The sequence below is a fragment of the Mucilaginibacter defluvii genome (assembly GCF_039543225.1).
GTDB classification, from domain to species: domain Bacteria; phylum Bacteroidota; class Bacteroidia; order Sphingobacteriales; family Sphingobacteriaceae; genus Mucilaginibacter; species Mucilaginibacter defluvii.
Genome location: NZ_BAABJI010000002.1, coordinates 2,055,229 through 2,071,609, shown reverse-complemented (window position 1 = coordinate 2,071,609; position 16,381 = coordinate 2,055,229). Strand labels below are relative to the sequence as shown.

Annotated in this window: 13 protein-coding genes and 4 tRNA genes; 16 read left to right on the top strand and 1 reads right to left on the bottom strand. The window is 44.3% G+C overall.

All coding sequences use genetic code 11. The features are described 5' to 3' along the window. The first annotated feature begins 50 nt into the window (after positions 1–50). The 11 genes from ABD960_RS15455 (at position 51) to ABD960_RS15405 (ending at position 13,141) form a co-directional block, all read left to right on the top strand. Positions 51–641, top strand: a complete 591-nt coding sequence (locus ABD960_RS15455; RefSeq protein WP_345332109.1) for a TetR/AcrR family transcriptional regulator — start codon at positions 51–53, stop codon at positions 639–641. Between the two features lie 88 nt (positions 642–729). Continuing rightward, a complete protein-coding gene (locus ABD960_RS15450; RefSeq protein WP_345332107.1) occupies positions 730–1,899 on the top strand; it encodes an efflux RND transporter periplasmic adaptor subunit in 1,170 nt (389 codons plus the stop codon). 54 nt (positions 1,900–1,953) lie between these two features. Next, a complete protein-coding gene (locus ABD960_RS15445; protein WP_345332105.1) occupies positions 1,954–5,112 on the top strand; it encodes an efflux RND transporter permease subunit in 3,159 nt (1,052 codons plus the stop codon). A 46-nt stretch (positions 5,113–5,158) separates the two neighbouring features. After that, positions 5,159–6,574, top strand: a complete 1,416-nt coding sequence (locus ABD960_RS15440) for an efflux transporter outer membrane subunit (protein ID WP_345332103.1) — start codon at positions 5,159–5,161, stop codon at positions 6,572–6,574. Between the two features lie 154 nt (positions 6,575–6,728). Next, positions 6,729–9,293 carry a DUF5686 and carboxypeptidase-like regulatory domain-containing protein gene (locus ABD960_RS15435; protein ID WP_345332101.1) on the top strand — a complete coding sequence of 855 codons (2,565 nt, stop codon included), beginning with the start codon at positions 6,729–6,731 and terminating at the stop codon, positions 9,291–9,293. Between the two features lie 99 nt (positions 9,294–9,392). Further along, positions 9,393–9,725 carry an ArsR/SmtB family transcription factor gene (locus ABD960_RS15430; protein ID WP_345332099.1) on the top strand — a complete coding sequence of 111 codons (333 nt, stop codon included), beginning with the start codon at positions 9,393–9,395 and terminating at the stop codon, positions 9,723–9,725. Positions 9,726–9,784: 59 nt separating this feature from the next. Next, positions 9,785–10,303, top strand: coding sequence for a DUF6428 family protein (locus ABD960_RS15425; RefSeq protein ID WP_345332097.1), 519 nt, complete (start codon positions 9,785–9,787; stop codon positions 10,301–10,303). Positions 10,304–10,317: 14 nt separating this feature from the next. Next, positions 10,318–10,737: an arsenate reductase ArsC gene (locus tag ABD960_RS15420; RefSeq protein WP_345332095.1), complete on the top strand. Its 420-nt coding sequence runs from the start codon at positions 10,318–10,320 to the stop codon at positions 10,735–10,737. 2 nt (positions 10,738–10,739) lie between these two features. Beyond that, positions 10,740–11,798, top strand: coding sequence for an ACR3 family arsenite efflux transporter (arsB, locus tag ABD960_RS15415; RefSeq protein WP_345332093.1), 1,059 nt, complete (start codon positions 10,740–10,742; stop codon positions 11,796–11,798). 37 nt (positions 11,799–11,835) lie between these two features. Then, positions 11,836–12,432: a TetR/AcrR family transcriptional regulator gene (locus ABD960_RS15410; RefSeq protein ID WP_345332091.1), complete on the top strand. Its 597-nt coding sequence runs from the start codon at positions 11,836–11,838 to the stop codon at positions 12,430–12,432. Between the two features lie 97 nt (positions 12,433–12,529). Then, on the top strand, positions 12,530–13,141 hold the full coding sequence (locus ABD960_RS15405; RefSeq protein ID WP_345332089.1) for a TetR/AcrR family transcriptional regulator: 612 nt from the start codon (positions 12,530–12,532) through the stop codon (positions 13,139–13,141). Between the two features lie 22 nt (positions 13,142–13,163). Here the strand turns inward: ABD960_RS15405 and ABD960_RS15400 are convergent, their stop codons facing one another. Next, positions 13,164–14,564, bottom strand: a complete 1,401-nt coding sequence (locus ABD960_RS15400) for an aminopeptidase P family protein (RefSeq protein ID WP_345332087.1) — start codon at positions 14,562–14,564, stop codon at positions 13,164–13,166. A gap of 192 nt (positions 14,565–14,756) precedes the next feature. Between ABD960_RS15400 and ABD960_RS15395 the strand changes: the two genes are divergently transcribed. The 5 genes from ABD960_RS15395 to ABD960_RS15375 all read left to right on the top strand — a co-directional run bounded on the left by ABD960_RS15395 (position 14,757) and on the right by ABD960_RS15375 (position 16,365). Further along, complete coding sequence (locus ABD960_RS15395) at positions 14,757–15,848, top strand: GAF domain-containing protein (protein ID WP_345332085.1); 1,092 nt, start codon at positions 14,757–14,759, stop codon at positions 15,846–15,848. A 195-nt stretch (positions 15,849–16,043) separates the two neighbouring features. After that, positions 16,044–16,117: transfer RNA gene (locus ABD960_RS15390), tRNA-Pro, on the top strand. 12 nt (positions 16,118–16,129) lie between these two features. Then, positions 16,130–16,202: transfer RNA gene (locus ABD960_RS15385), tRNA-Ile, on the top strand. Between the two features lie 9 nt (positions 16,203–16,211). Beyond that, positions 16,212–16,283: transfer RNA gene (locus ABD960_RS15380), tRNA-Cys, on the top strand. Positions 16,284–16,294: 11 nt separating this feature from the next. Further along, positions 16,295–16,365 (top strand) — tRNA-Gln (locus ABD960_RS15375). Positions 16,366–16,381: the final 16 nt, after the last annotated feature.

Genomic DNA, 16,381 nt, shown 5'->3' with positions numbered 1-16,381 from the left:
ATTAAAATTTCTGTTTAAATCTAATGTTTAACAAATTTGTCAAACATTTTATGGCGACAAGAGATACTGGTACTGAACAACTTATAAAGGACACCGCTAAACGTGTGTTCTTTGCAGAAGGGCGTTTGCATGCCACCACACAGGATATAGCCGACGCGGCGGGCGTAAACCGTACGCTTGTAAATTATTATTTCCGCTCTAAGGATTCATTAATAAAGCAGGTTTATGAGGAAGGAATGAATGATTTGAGCACGCGCCTGGTGCAGGTTATGGAAGCCGAAAAGCCTTTTAGAAAAAAGGTAGAGGAATTTATAGATGTGTTTATGGCCGACTCAATGGAGTACCCTTATCAGGAGACTTTTTTGATTACTGAGATGAATACGCATGGTAATCTTTATCATAAAGAGAACATGAGCGAAAAGGTAGAGAATTTTTCGAGGCAGATACAGGCGGAAATGGATGCAGGTAGACTCGAGCAAATGGATCCTATACATTTTTCTATGAATATGTTTTCGATGATGATTTATCCGCTGATTATGAAACCCATGTACAAGCAATTTTATAACCTGGACGAGGAGCAGTTTAATAAGCTAATGCTTGAGCGGAAGGAAATAACCTGCAACATGCTTTTTAAAAAATAAAAATAGTAGTTAACAAAATTCAACCAAACTTATCAAATAACAAAAGTCACTAAATATCATGCACATATATCAATTTTCAAACATTACCATGAAAACCAAAGCGTTTATAGTTGCCGGTTTAGGTTCGGCAATGCTGTTGTTAGTGGCCTGTGGCGGCGGCGGGCAGCAGCAAGGACAGGCAGGTGCCGGCGCTCCGCCACCGCAAAGTTTCCCGGTGTTTAATGTCACCCCGCAAAATACGGTGATCAATGCCACTTATCCGGCCACGCTTGAAGGGCAGCAAAATATCGAGATACGTCCAAAAATTGACGGTTACATCGAGCAAATTTATATTGACGAGGGCAGCGTGGTTAAAAAAGGCCAGTTGCTTTTCCGCATAAACGCGCCGCAATATGCTCAGGAAGTAGCCACTGCATCTGCCGCTATAAGTAGTGCCGAGGCTGACGTTAACGCTGCCGAACTTCAGGTTAAGAAAACTCGTCCGCTGGTTGATAAAGGTATTATCAGCAAATTCGAACTGGAATCGGCTGAGTTAACACTTCAATCGCGCAAAGCGGCATTAAAACAGGCTAAAGCAAGCTTGTCAAACGCCCGTACCAATTTAGGTTATACTACGGTTACCAGTCCGGTTAATGGTGTGGTTGGCGCTATTCCGTATAAATTAGGTAGCCTGGTGAGCAGCACAACCGCACAGCCACTTACTACCGTATCAAACATTGGCAAGGTATACGCTTACTTCTCGTTAAACGAGAAACAACTGCTTGATTTTTCGAGGCATAACAAAGGGAAAACGCTTGACGACAAACTGAAACAACTGCCACCGGTAACACTAACCCTGGCCGATGGTACAGAGTATCCTGAAAAAGGTAAAGTTGAAACCGCTAATGGTTTGATCAATACTTCAACCGGTTCGTCGCAGTTAAGGGCAACTTTCCCTAACCCGGTAGGGCTTATCCGCAGTGGCGGAAGCGCAACCATCAGTATACCGCAAAATATTACGGATGGTATATTGGTTCCGCAAAAATCAACCTTTGAATTGCAGGGCAAGCGTTTTGTATACGTGGTTGATAAGGCAGGTAAAGTAAAAAGCACCGAGATAACCACTGTTGAGGCACCGGCAGGCCAGTACTTTGTAGTTACCGAGGGTTTAAAGGCCGGTGAAACCGTAGTGTTTGACGGCGTTGCCAACCTGCAGGATGGCATGACCATACAGCCTGATTCCAAAGGTGGCGAAGCTGCTTACAAAGACGTAAAGTAATAACGAATTTTTAAAGGGCATTGATTATGCCCTTGCAACCTCAGCAAACAAAATATGTTACGCAAATTTATTGAAAGGCCGGTACTCTCTACCGTTATATCGGTCATCATCGTTATACTGGGTATATTGGGGCTAACCACGCTGCCAATATCTCAATACCCCGAAATTGCGCCGCCAACGGTGCAGGTTTCGGCATCATACACCGGTGCGAACGCCGAGGTGGTGATGAACAGTGTTATTGTACCGCTCGAAGAGCAGATCAACGGTGTGGAGAACATGACCTACATGACCTCTAAAGCCAGTAATGATGGTACCGCAACTATAACCGTTTACTTTAAACTGGGTACAGACCCTGACCTTGCCGCGGTTAACGTGCAGAACAGGGTATCAAAAGCAACACCTTTATTACCCGCCGAGGTTACCAAGGCCGGTGTAACCACCAGCAAGCAGCAAAGCAGTATGGTGATGGTGTTCGCGCTGCAAAGCTCAAACAAATCATTCGACCAGACTTTTTTGCAGAACTACGCCGCTATTAACGTGTTGCCGCAGGTAAAGCGTATCAATGGTGTGGGCGATGCGATCTCTTTCGGGTCGCAGGATTACTCGATGCGTATCTGGCTTAAGCCGGATGTAATGGCTACTTATGGCCTGATACCTGCCGATGTTAACGCAGCCCTTGCGGAGCAGAACATTGAGGCCGCGCCGGGTAAAGTTGGTGAAAACAGCAACCAGACATTTGAGTATGTACTGAAATATAAAGGCCGATTAAAAAAGCCGGCTGAATTTGAGAACATCGTGATCCGATCTGCGGGTAACGGGCAATTTCTTCGTTTAAAGGATATTGCACGTGTTGAACTGGGCGCTTTAAGCTATAGCGTTACTACCGAAACTAATGGCGAGCCATCCATAGCGCTTGCTGTGTACCAGGCTGCCGGCTCAAACGCGCACGAAATGATTGAGCAGATCGAGAAAACACTTGACGATGCTTCAAAAACTTTCCCACGCGGTGTAACCGTAACGCCTATCTTTAGCGCTAACGATTTCCTTGACGTATCTATCGAAAAGGTAATTCACACGCTTATCGAGGCTTTTATCCTCGTGTTCATTGTAGTATTCGTTTTCCTGCAGGATTTCCGCTCGACGCTTATCCCGGCCATCGCCGTACCGGTAGCTATCGTGGGTACCTTCTTCTTTCTGCAACTATTTGGCTTTACCATCAACCTGTTAACCCTGTTCGCGTTGGTGCTGGCTATCGGTATTGTGGTAGATGATGCCATTGTGGTGGTTGAGGCAGTACACGCCAAGCTGGATAATGGTGCAAAATCAGCCAAGAAAGCAACCGTAACCGCCATGAGCGAGATCAGCGGCGCGGTAATATCTATCACACTGGTAATGGCTGCGGTGTTTATCCCGGTTACATTTATTACCGGTTCTTCAGGCGTATTTTATAAGCAATTTGGTTTAACGCTGGCGATATCTATTATTATATCGGCTGTTAACGCGTTGACGTTGAGCCCGGCCTTATGCGCCCTGCTGTTAAAACCGCATCCGGAAGGCGAACATCATAAAACAGGTTTACTGAACCGCTTTTATGCCGCTTTTAATGCCGGGTTTGATGCTGTTACCGATAAATACAAACGCTCAGTAGGCTTCCTTTCAGTAAAAAAATGGATAGCTGTAGTCGGTATCGCGGTATTCGCAGTGTTATTCTGGTTCCTGCTAAAAACTACGCCAAGCGGTTTTGTGCCAGATGAGGATCAGAGCTTTATTATGGCCGATATCAGCTTGCCGCCGGCAGCATCGCTGGAGCGCAGTATCGAGGTGTCAAACCAGGTTGGTAAAATGGTACAGGCGCTGCCAGAGGTTGAATCGGTTACGCGTGTTGCGGGTACCGGTTTGTTAAGCGGCGCCGGTGGTTCATACAGTATCTTGTTCATCAAACTGAAAGATTGGTCGTTACGCGAAGGTGCCGAGCACAGTGTTGCCGCGGTTACCGGTAAAATGTTTGGCATGACGGCAGGTATCAAATCGGCCAAGATCATCTTCTTCGCACCGCCATCATTACAGGGTTTTGGTAACAGTAGTGGTTTCGAGCTGCAGTTGCAGGATCGTACGAGCGGTAGCATAGCCGATTTTATGGCCGTGAACGGTAAGTTCCTGGGTGCATTAAATCAGCGTCCTGAAATTCAATATGGCGCTACTTTCTTCAATACCAACTTCCCGCAGTATGAGGTGGATGTAAACGTAGCCAAATGTAAAGACGCTAACATTGGTGTTGATGCCGTACTGGGTACATTGCAGGGCTATTTTGGTGGTTTGTATGCGTCAAACTTTAACGAGTTTGGTAAACAATACCGTGTAATGATACAGGCTGATGCCGGTTTCCGTGGCAGCCCCGAGAGCATGACCAAGATATTTGTGCGCACCAACGATAATGTAATGGCGCCGATATCAGAGTTTGTTACTTTGAAAAAAGTATATGGTCCGGAATCTATTAGCCGTTTCAACCTGTTCACCTCAATTTCAATTACCGGTGCGCCTAAGCCTGGCTTTAGTACCGGTGATGCCATTAAGGCTGTACAGGAAGTGGCCGCGCAAACTTTACCTACCGGTTACGGATATGAATTTTCGGGCCTGAGCCGTGAGGAGATATCAAGCGGTAGTCAAACGCTGTTCATCTTCGGACTGTGTTTAATATTCGTGTACTTTTTATTAAGTGCGCAGTACGAGAGCTACATTTTACCCTTCGCGGTATTGTTATCGCTGCCTGTAGGTTTGGCCGGAGCATTTTTATTCGCCAAAATATTTGGTGTACAGAACAACATCTATTTACAGATCACGCTTATCATGCTCATCGGTTTGTTGGCCAAAAACGCCATCCTTATTGTTGAGTTCGCGGTAATGCGCCGCCGTGCAGGGTTGAGCATTGTTGAGGCCGCTATTGACGGTGCGGTAGCTCGTTTACGCCCGATCCTGATGACCTCGTTCGCGTTCATCCTGGGCCTGGTTCCGCTTATGTTGGCATCAGGTGCAGGTGCCGAGGGTAACCGTTCAATCGGTACCGGCGCGGTAGGTGGTATGCTAATCGGTACGGTGTTCGGTGTATTTGTTATTCCGACGCTGTTTGTCATATTCCAAACGTTGCAGGAACGTATTAGCGGAAACAAGGCGAAGGAAGAAGATGATGAGGACGATGAAGTTGTAGTAGCATAATACCGTATTGAAATTTATTGAATAAAAGATAATAATCATCATAACAATGATCAAGAGATATAAATGGCCGGTACTTGCAGCGCTTTCAGCGGCGATGATCGTCTCATCGTGCGTCACCAAAAAGTACCAGCGGCCTGACCTTAACGTACAAACGGATAAGTTGTATCGTGATACCACTATCAATGATACCACATCAATAGCCACGGTGCCCGTTGAGCAGCTGTTTGCTGATACCGTTTTGCAGGGGCTTATAAAAGAGGGTATACAAAATAACCTCGACCTTAAAACGGCTATGCAGCGCATTAACGAGGCTTACGCTACCGTGCAGCAAACCAAAGCGGCGTTTTTCCCGAGCCTTTCAGGCAATGCAACTATTACACGTAACAAGCAATCATTAGCCGGGTTGAATTTTCCGCCGGAGTTCGCCAACTCGTTTATATTAACCACCACTACCCACCAACTGGGCTTAAGCACCAGTTGGGAGGCTGATATATGGGGTAAGCTAAGCAGTTCGAAACGTTCGGCGCTGGCTAACTTTTTCGCGAGTGATGCAGGCAAGCGTGCTGTGCAAACGCAGTTGGTAGCTAATATCGCCAACAACTATTATAGCCTGCTCGCGCTGGATAAGCAACTGGCGATTACCGAGCAAACCCTGAAGAACCGCATTACCGATGTGGAAACCATGAAGGCTTTGAAGGAAAGCGCCATAGTTACCGGCGCTGCCGTAGTGCAGAGCGAGGCCAACCGCTATGCTGCCGAGGTTACCATACCCGATTTAAAACGCAGCATCCGCGAAACGGAGAATGCCCTGAGCATACTGCTTGCCCGTGCACCTGGCGCTATAAAGCGTACATCGCTTGACGAGCAGAAGCCTTATGCTGATATGCAGATGGGCGTCCCTTCGCAACTGTTAAAAAACAGGCCAGATGTACAGCAGGCAGAGTTTGCATTCCGCAGCGCATTTGAGAATACTAATGTGGCGCGTACCTACTTCTACCCGGCTTTAACTATTACAGCGCAGGGTGGTGTATCGTCACTAAAGATCAAAAACCTGTTTGATAATTCTATTTTCTACAACATTGTTGGCGGCTTAACACAGCCAATATTTGCAAAGGGAGAAAACCGCGCAAGGTTACGTACAGCTAAAGCACAGCAGGAGCAGGCTTACTACGCCTTTCAACAAAGCGTACTCACTGCCGGCTCTGAAGTATCGAACGCTTTATATGCTTATCAAACCGCAGTTGAGAAGCAAACATCACGCGCTAAACAGTTAGAGGCGCTACAAAAATCTGTTGATTTTACCAAAGAGTTGCTGCGTTACAGCTCGGCAACAAATTATACGGATGTGTTAACATCCGAACAAAGCCTGCTTGCCGCGCAGCTTAACAGCGTAGGCGATAAGCTGCAGCAGCTACAGGCCATTGTTAACCTGTACCGGTCGCTTGGCGGCGGTTGGAAATAAACACGGCATTGTCAAAAACATTGCAATAATTAATATCTCATTAAAATATTGCAAAGCGATGTTCGTCTGCAATACCGTGCGGTAAATATCCGTGCGGTATTGTATTTATCTTTGAGCGCCCTTTTGCCGGGAGGTAAATTGAGTGAATAATAAAATGAATATACTGATTAAAGTAAATAAGAAATTAAGTTTGTTAGCACTGTTTATGTTGCTGACAGTTACCGCTTTTGCGCAGAATACGGTTGTGCAGGGCACCGTGCGCGACGCCAAAACTAAAGAAACGTTGCCTTATGTTTCGATAGCGGTAGTGGGTGCTTCGCAAGGGGTTAATACCGATATGAACGGCCATTACAAAATCACTGTAAATGGTACTTACACCCAGTTGCAAGCATCATATGTAGGGTACCGAACCGTAATGAAAAATATACTGCCCGGCCGCGAGCAAACCATTGATATTGTAATGGGCAACGATGCCAAGTTGCTTACGGAAGTAGTGGTAAAGGGCGGTAAAAAGAAGAAATATACCAACAAGAACAATCCGGCGGTTGAACTTATCCGCAAGGTGATTGCCAACAAGGACAAGAACCGTTCAGAGGCTTACGATTTTACGCAGTATAAGCAGTATGAAAAGATGTTCTTTTCGTTAAGCAACCTGTCCGACAAGTTCAAGAACCGTAAGATGTTCCGCAATTACCAGTTCCTTTTCCAGGAGCAGGACTCTACTGCCATCGGCGGTAAAAACCTGCTGCCGATGTATATGGAAGAAAAACTGTCTGACAATTTTTACCGTAAGGATCCGGAAAGCAAAAAGCAGGTAGTTACTGCTCATAAACAGGTTAAGTTTGATGAGAACTTCATCGATAACGAAGGTTTGCAGCAGTACTTTAACCGGATGTACCAGGACATCGAGATATACGATAATAATATCTCGCTGTTAAGTAACCAGATATTAAGCCCTATAGCTAACTCAGCGCCGGCATTCTACAAGTTCTTTATTACGGATACGCTAAAGGATCAAAGTCCGCAACTGGTTGAGCTAAGCTTTACGCCGCGCAACACTACGGATATGTTGTTTGAGGGCAGGCTTTATGTTACGCTGGATGGTAACTACGCGGTTGAGAACGCTGTGCTTACTGTTAATAAGAACATCAACCTTAATTTTGTGCGTAAAATGATGGCGACGCTGTCATTCGAGAAAAATCCTGACGGCCGTTACCACCTGAGCGGCAGCGACCTGAAAATGGATTTTGGTATCAACAAAAACAAAGGCGGCGGTATTTTTGGCCAGCGAACCGTTACCATTCAGGATTTTACGGTTAACCAGCCGCTACCAAAAACTACATACGAGGGTTCGGCGGTAGTTTTCGCGAAGGATGCCGAAGAAAAAAGCGATATGTTCTGGCAATCAAACCGCCTGGACACGCTTTCAATACAGCAGCGTGATATTTATAAGAATATTGACAGCCTGCAAACCATCCCGTCATTTAAGCGCACTATGGATTTAATTACCCTGTTTATTGCGGGGTATAAAAACTTCGGGCCGTTTGAAGTAGGTCCGGTAAATACTTTTTACAGTTTCAACCCTGTTGAAGGTTTTAGGTTACGCTTAGGTGGCCGTACTACTACCGCGCTTAGCGAGCGTTACTATTTTGAAACATATGGCGCTTACGGCTTTAAGGATGAAAAATTCAAGTACTTTTTAAGCGCTACCTATTCGCTAAACAATAAGTCGATATACCGTTTCCCGCAAAACTACATCAGGGCAAGCTTTCAGCACGATACCAAAATTCCGGGTCAGGAATTACAGTTCGTGCAGGAGAGCAGCTTCCTGCTATCATTCAAGCGTGGTAACAATGATATGTGGCTGTATAACGACATATTCCGGTTAGATTATGTGCATGAGTTCCGCAATCACTTCTCGTACAACCTGGGCTTTAAAACCTGGTCGCAAAGCCCGGCAGGTGCCTTGTATTTCCAGAACACCGTAAACGGGCAGCCTAATAATATACGCACGCTGAAAACTACCGAACTCTCGCTTCAATTGCGTTATGCGCCTTACGAAAAATTCTATCAGGGTAAATTATACCGTACACCAATACCTGATAAGTACCCGATATTTACGCTTCAGTATAATCAGGGTGTGAAGGATTTGTTTGGCGGCGATTACAATTATCAAAGCATCACCGCAAACATTACTAAGCGTTTCTACTGGTCGCAATTCGGTTATACGGATATCGGTCTTGAAGGTAATAACATATTTGGCCAGGCGCCATTCCCGCTGTTGGATATTCACCGCGCGAACCAGTCGTACGCGTTCCAGTTCCAGTCATATAACTTGATGAACTTTTTGGAATTTGTGAGCGATCATTACGCGGCTATCAACATAGATCATAGTTTTAACGGCTTTATCTTTAACAAAGTGCCATTGCTTAAAAAGCTGAAGTGGCGTGAGGTGATCGACTTTAAAAGCCTTTGGGGCGGTATACGTAACGAGAATAATCCGGCGCTGAACCCGCAGCTGTATAACTTCCCGATAAGTACCGAAACCGGCGCACCTATTACCTACTCGCTAAACAACGGGCCGTATATGGAGGGCAGCGTAGGTATATCTAACATATTTAAAATTTTACGGGTTGACTATGTTAAGCGTTTCTCTTATCTCGATCATCCGGGTATAGCCAAAAACGGTGTACGCTTTTTTGTGAAGTTCGATTTTTAAAATTCTTAACTCCATATATATCTAAGAGGCTCGTATTTGTTACGGGCCTTTTTTTTGCGATTTGCTTTTATAAATATTAATCGTAATATTGCGATGTATATGGGCATCACCAAAACAGAGATATTTACTAACGAGCAGAATAAACTGGCTGTGCTTTTAAAAGCTATTGCACACCCTGCACGTATCGCCATCTTAGAGCATATTATCAAGGCTAACGCCTGTATATGCGGCGATTTGGTAGAGGAATTAGGATTGGCTCAAGCCACCATCTCGCAGCACTTAAAGGAACTTAAAAATGCCGGCCTCATCCAGGGTAATATTGATGGGGCAAGTGTTTGCTACTGTATTGAGCCAAAAGCGTGGAAAATGTTAAATGAAACATTAAAGGCATTCTTTGGCTCATATAAGGGCGGGGCAGAAAGCTGTTGCTAATCTATTTTTTTGACTATAATCATCGTAATATTGCAATAATATAATTAAAGAAAAACAGAATGAACTGGGAAGTATTCAAAGCGCAATTAACGGCCAATACCGGGCTAAAGTTACAGTTTCAGTATGCTGAGGGGCAACGGGTTGATGCATCATACCACATTACCGAGATCAAACAGGCGCCCATAACCTCGGTTGACTGTGGCGGGGTAATGAACGCGTGGACGGAGATTATTATACAATTATGGGAACCTGTAAGCGAGGGCAATCGCGAAGCGATGAAGGTGGAAAAGGCTTTATCGATTATTAACGTGGTTGAAAAAGCTATGCCCCTGCACCCGGCGGCTACGGTGAAAATTGAGTTTGGCAACCAGCAATTTGATACGCGCCAGCTCATACCAAAAAGTATAATTATAGCAGATACTAATTTGATAATAGACCTGCGGCCTGATACCGTACAATGCAAGGCTATCGAACGTGGCGGCAATTGTGGTACGCCTGAAGTTGAATCTGTTAAAAAAGGCGAAATGCAAAATTTAGCATCGGCTTCGTGCTGTACGCCGGGTTCGGGCTGTTGTTAATATTTTATAATTTGATGAAAAAAGTATTAGTATTATGCACCGGCAACAGTTGCCGTAGCCAGATAGCACATGGTTATCTTGAATTATTTAGCGCCGGTAAGGCAAAAATTTACAGCGCAGGTATTGAAACGCATGGCGTTAATCCCAGGGCTATCCGGGTAATGGCCGAGGACGGAGTTGACATATCGGCCCATACATCAAACCATGTGGATGAATACCGGGATATTAACTTTGATTACGTAATAACCGTTTGCGACAATGCCAACGAAGCATGCCCTTACTTTGCGGGTAATGTTCAACGTTTTCACCACAATTTTCCCGATCCGGCAAAGGCAACAGGCACTGATTCGGAAATAATGCAGCAATTTGAAATGGTGAGGGATATGATTAAAGCATATACCCGTGACTTTGCTGATAAATACCTGGGTAGCTAAACATGATGGAATATAAACTGCCTGTTGTGCCAAAAAAGCGTCTGAGTTTTATAGACAGGTATTTAACGCTGTGGATATTTGCTGCGATGGGTACAGGTTTATTGCTCGGTAACGCAATACCGTCCATATCAGTAACTATAAGCAACTATGCGTCCGGAACAATCAATATTCCGCTCGCTGTGGGATTGATACTGATGATGTATCCGCCTTTGGCTAACGTTAGGTACAGGTATCTGGGTGCCATTTTTAAAGATTTATCGCTCTTGAGCTTGTCCGTAATACTTAACTGGGTTGTTGGGCCCCTGCTGATGTTTGTGCTGGCCATCGTGTTTTTGCCGGACAAGCCTGATTATATGACAGGCTTGATCCTGATCGGGCTGGCACGTTGTATAGCCATGGTTTTGGTGTGGAACGATATGGCAGATGGCAACCGTGAATATGCAGCCGGGCTTGTGGCTTTAAACAGTATTTTTCAGCTTATATTTTACAGCGCTTATGCATATTTGTTTATAACGGTACTATTGCCGTTGTTAGGCTTTAAGGCGCAGCATGTAAATGTAAACGTTGCTGATGTAACCAAGTCAACACTGATATATCTGGGTATACCTTTTGCTGCCGGATTTTTGAGCCGTTACCTTCTGGTAAAGTTTAAAACTGAACAATGGTATGAACAGCGTTTTATTCCGGCTATATCACCGCTCACGCTTATCGCTTTGTTATGTACAGTAGTTATCATGTTCAGTATAAAAGCTGATGTTATGGTTAAACTGCCATCAGACGTTATGCGCATAGCACTGCCATTGTTCATCTATTTCGCGCTGATGTTTGCGCTAAGTTTTTTCATGGCAAAGCATCTAAAGGCGGCCTATCCGCGAAATGCTGCTATCGCTTTTACCGCTACGGGTAATAATTTTGAGCTGGCAATAGCCGTAGCTGTTGGGGTATTCGGTATCAATTCAGGTCAGGCGCTTGCCGGTGTTGTAGGGCCGCTTGTCGAAGTGCCCGCGTTGATAATGCTGGTTAAATTAGTCACCCGTTTAAGGGCAAAATATTATTATTAAATTTTTATATTTTCGACAAATTGTGTATAATTGTCTAATGATTAAAGCGGAAGCTATAGATAAGGTACGTGAGGACATTATTACCGCTGCTGAAGAGGTATTTAAAAAGTATGGTTACCTGCGGGTAAGCATGCAGGATATATCAAAAGCAAGCGGTAAGGGCAGGAGTACGCTTTATTATTACTTCCGTAACAAGATGGAAGTTTTCGATGCCGTATCGCACCGCTTATTTAGTCAGTTATTAAAGGAGTGCCAAAAGGTAATAAGTCCCGAAGCAACGTTTGTAGAAAACATTGAGCGTTACTATACTGTGAAGTTGCGTAATCTTAAAAAAATGATAACGCAGTATGAGTTAGTGGCTGAGGATTTAAGACAAGATCCATCCCTTTTAGCTGCCAAAACAACGCACAAGTTACAGGATAACGAGATTGCCCTGCTTAATAATATTATTCAATGGGCGCAGGCTAATAACGAGATTGCGCAGCTGAGCACCGAAGATAGCATGTTCCTGTCGGAGATATTTGTAACCGCGTTTAAAAGCTTTGAACAGGAAATAGTTATTTATAATAAACTACAGAATTTTGAAGAAAAAATAAATTGGTTAGTCCAGATTTTACATAAAGGTTTAACGTAAAATTTTTTTATTGTTATTTCGACACAAATACGCAAAGTGTCTAATTGATAAAGCGTTTATAATTCCTTACTATCACAAAACATCAAATCAACCGGTCATGATAACAAGAACCACGCAAAGGCAAACATCAAAAAGCAAGGAGCAAATTGTTGACAGCGCCATCAGGCTGATCAGCAAATACGGGTTTGAGCAATTAACGCTCGATCAGGTAGGTGTGGCAGCCAATGCCAAACGCTACGCTATTGTAGCCAAGTATGGCAACCTGGGTAATTTAATGCAGGTGTGCCTGCAATCAAGCCTTGATAGTTTGGCGCTCTTTTTATCCTTACGCTCGTACCGCAATGATTATCGTGAACATAAAACCGAAGACTTTTGGGCTTTGCTGGTTGCCTTTAATACCCATAATGCTGAAAAAGCCAGTGTAATTTGCCGTTACCTGCGCTCGCCATCAATTTTTCAGGCGCAGGATTTCCGTATAGAACTAATCAACCTGCTTAACCCGATATATAATAATTTTGAACAGGGTTTGCTGCAAAACAGCAATGTGCATATCCGGTTCATATCGTTTAAATACCTGTATCAATCGGCCTGTACTTATGCTGAAAACAGAACAAGTGGGCAGTTAAGTCATACCGCGCCTATAAGTGTTTATTACAACAACAAGGTGGCGCCGGAGCTGGAGCGGATATTAAGGCTGCCTATTAATTAAGCAGCCGTAATTCTACAGGATATTATTTTAAACCCTCAATTTCGTGCAGGGTTTTGGGCAGGTATTTACCTAATAACTGATGTCCGGTTTCGGTTATTAAAAAGTTATCTTCAATACGGATGCCGCCAAAATCGCGGTAGGTATTCAGTACGTTGTAATCAATAAAGTCAGCATACTTATTTTCGGCCTGCCAGCGATCTATTAATTCCGGAATTATATAGATGCCCGGCTCAACCGTAAGCACAAAACCGGCCTGCAGCTCGCGCCCCAGGCGTAATGATTTAAGTCCGAAAATGCCGGTCTCTTTCTTCAATTCATCGGTATAACCAACAAACTGCTCGCCGAGGTCTTCCATGTCGTGCGTATCCATACCCAGCATGTGTCCTAATCCGCATTGAAAAAACATGGTATGCGCGCCTGCGGCCACAGCCTCAGCCGGATCGCCTTTCATTATCCCTACACTCACCAGGCCTTCAACCAGTTTCTCGCAGGCGGCAAAGTGAATATCCCGGTACCTTACACCCGGTTTCAGCATGCTGATGGCATGATCCATCGAGTTCAATACCGTATTGTAAAGCTCGGCCTGCCTGGTGGTGAACTTTTTACCTGCCGGGAAGGTGCGCGTTAAATCGCCACCGTAGTGCATGGCATTTTCAGCACCAATGTCGCTCAATACCATATCGCCTTCCTTTAGTTCGTGACCATAATAATGGGTATGTAGTGTTTGCCCTTGCGTAGTAATAATAGCCGGATAACCCAACCGCGCGTTATTGGCGATAGCCACCTGATGTGCTTGCGATACCAGTTCGTAACATTTTACACCGGGACGGGCGTTTTTAATAACGGCCAGCTCCATATCAATGCTGATGTTTACGGCTTTCTCCAGCTCTGCAACTTCCAGCGGTGATTTGATGACACGTTGGCCAACCACCGTGCGGATCAGTTTTTCAGAAACCAGACTTTTAACCTCGGCTGTATTTTTGCCGAACCAGGTAGCCAGCTTGATCACATTCTCAGGGCGATAGGGTGGCAATATATGTACCGTACGGCCCTTGCTGATGGCGTTTTGTATATAGTCGGCAACCGCATTGTAAGGCCTGGTATGGGTTATACCCACCAGGTTAGCCATCTCACTAACGGTGGGCAGGGTGCCTGTCCACACAATATCGTCAATAGTAAGCTCGTTTCCGTAAATGATCTCCTCGCCTGTCTCGGTATCAATGGTAGCAACCAGCGATGGAACATCGAGCCCGAAATAATATAAAAAGCTGCTGTCCTGACGGAAAAGATAAGTATTATCCTTGTAGTTCATGCTGCTTTCCTCGTTGCCCATAAACAGCAAAATGCCATCGTTACCAAAACGTTGCTTCAGTACTTCGCGGCGGTTGGTATAAACCTGCTTTTCAAATAGGTTAATCTCCATGTTGAAATAAATTTAGTATGTGCAAAGCAAAACAAAATAATCTAAAGCCGTTTCCAGCTTTTTAGCTTTTTACAGCAGGATGCTAAATTTTAGTACTTAATGTTATTTTTTCTACAACCAAAGGCTATTAAAAATCGTAATGTAATAAAGGAATAATCTTTTAAACGATATTCCTTGTACAATTCATACAATATGCCCCTTAAAGAACTTGAACGATTGCAAACGGTACGAAGGTTTTTGCAATTGCCCATGGATTATGAACATCAACTGCAGGAAATTACCCGGCTTGCCGCCTACATTTGCGGACAGCCAACGGCGCTAATTACCTTTATTGATGAGGATATTCAGCACATTAAGGTAAAGCACAATTTTGAGTTTAGTGAAACACCCAGGTGCGATGCCTTTTGCGATCATGTTATTGGTAAAAAGGGCGGTATGATAGTTAAGGACGCCACGCTTGATGACAGGTTTGCTGCCAATCCGTTGGTATTAAATAACCCGCACATACGCTTTTATGCCGGCGTGCCATTAACCACACACGATGGCCATGATCTGGGAAGTTTATGTGTGATTGGAAAACGACCTGCGGATCTGTCGTCCAGGCAGGCCGAAATGCTGAATGTACTATCAAGGCAGGTAATCAAAATATTAGAGTTTGAGGCCAGTGTTATATTGCTGAGAGAAAAGCAAGCCGAATTACAGCGTACTGAAATTGAGCTTCGCGCTTTTTTTGAAAGCTCGGTAGAGCAACATTTATTGTTGAACAGAGATTTTGAAATTATAGCATTCAATAAAGCCTGGGATAACCATGTGCGTTCGGCTTACGGCCGGAGTTTGGAGCGCGGAAAAAAAATGACGGATTATGTACACCTCGATCATTTAGCGCAATTTTACCGGGATTATAATACCGCACTGCGCGGCACCGCCGTGTTTGATGAGCGCAAACTAAAAAGCAATGGCGCAGATGCCTGGTTTTTAGTAAAATTTGAACCTGCTTTTGACGCAGACGGACAGATTATCGGTGTATCAGTAAATATTGTTGATGTAACCCGCCGCATTAAAAATGAAGAAACGGTAAAGGTGCAAAAGCAATCGTTACAAAATATTGCATTTATTCAATCGCACGAGTTGCGCAGGCCGGTAGCTTCAATATTGGGTTTGATGAATCTTCTAAATGCCGATGACAATGCGCCCTCAACAATTGAGTGGCAATACCTGCAGGCATCAGTTAAGGAGCTTGACAGCATGATCAAGCTGATCATTGATGAAACGGATCATCGGTAGATAAAAAATAAAGAAAAAATCTTGATTTGATAAATATTAGTTGTATACTTGCAGCATGAAAACAATAACAGTACAATGTGCTATACCCCAACTGAGTGATCAGAGAGGATAGGCTATGTATTGACTAAACAATAAGAAAATACTTAAATCCTCTTAGATCATCTAAGGGGATTTTTTGTTTTAAGGAGATTTTTCAGGGTAGTATATCAATTGGTCAGATTACCACATTTGGGATGTGGAGGCTCCCGGTTCGAGTCCGGGTTACCCTACAGTAAGTAAATGGAAATGTAGCTCAATGGTGAGAGTAACATCCTTATACGGTGTCGGTCACAGGTTAAAGTCCTGTTATTTCCACAAGTAAAAGGCCGGTGTCCCGGGTGGTAAGGGCATCCTCTGCAAAAGGATTGTTTGCAAGTTCGAATCTTGTACCGGCCTCGATTTTTTTCTTTCCTGTGGTGCAATGGCAGCACGTCTGATTTTGGTTCAGAAGATCGTGGTTCGAGTCCATGCAGGAAAACTTTTATATTCATCCC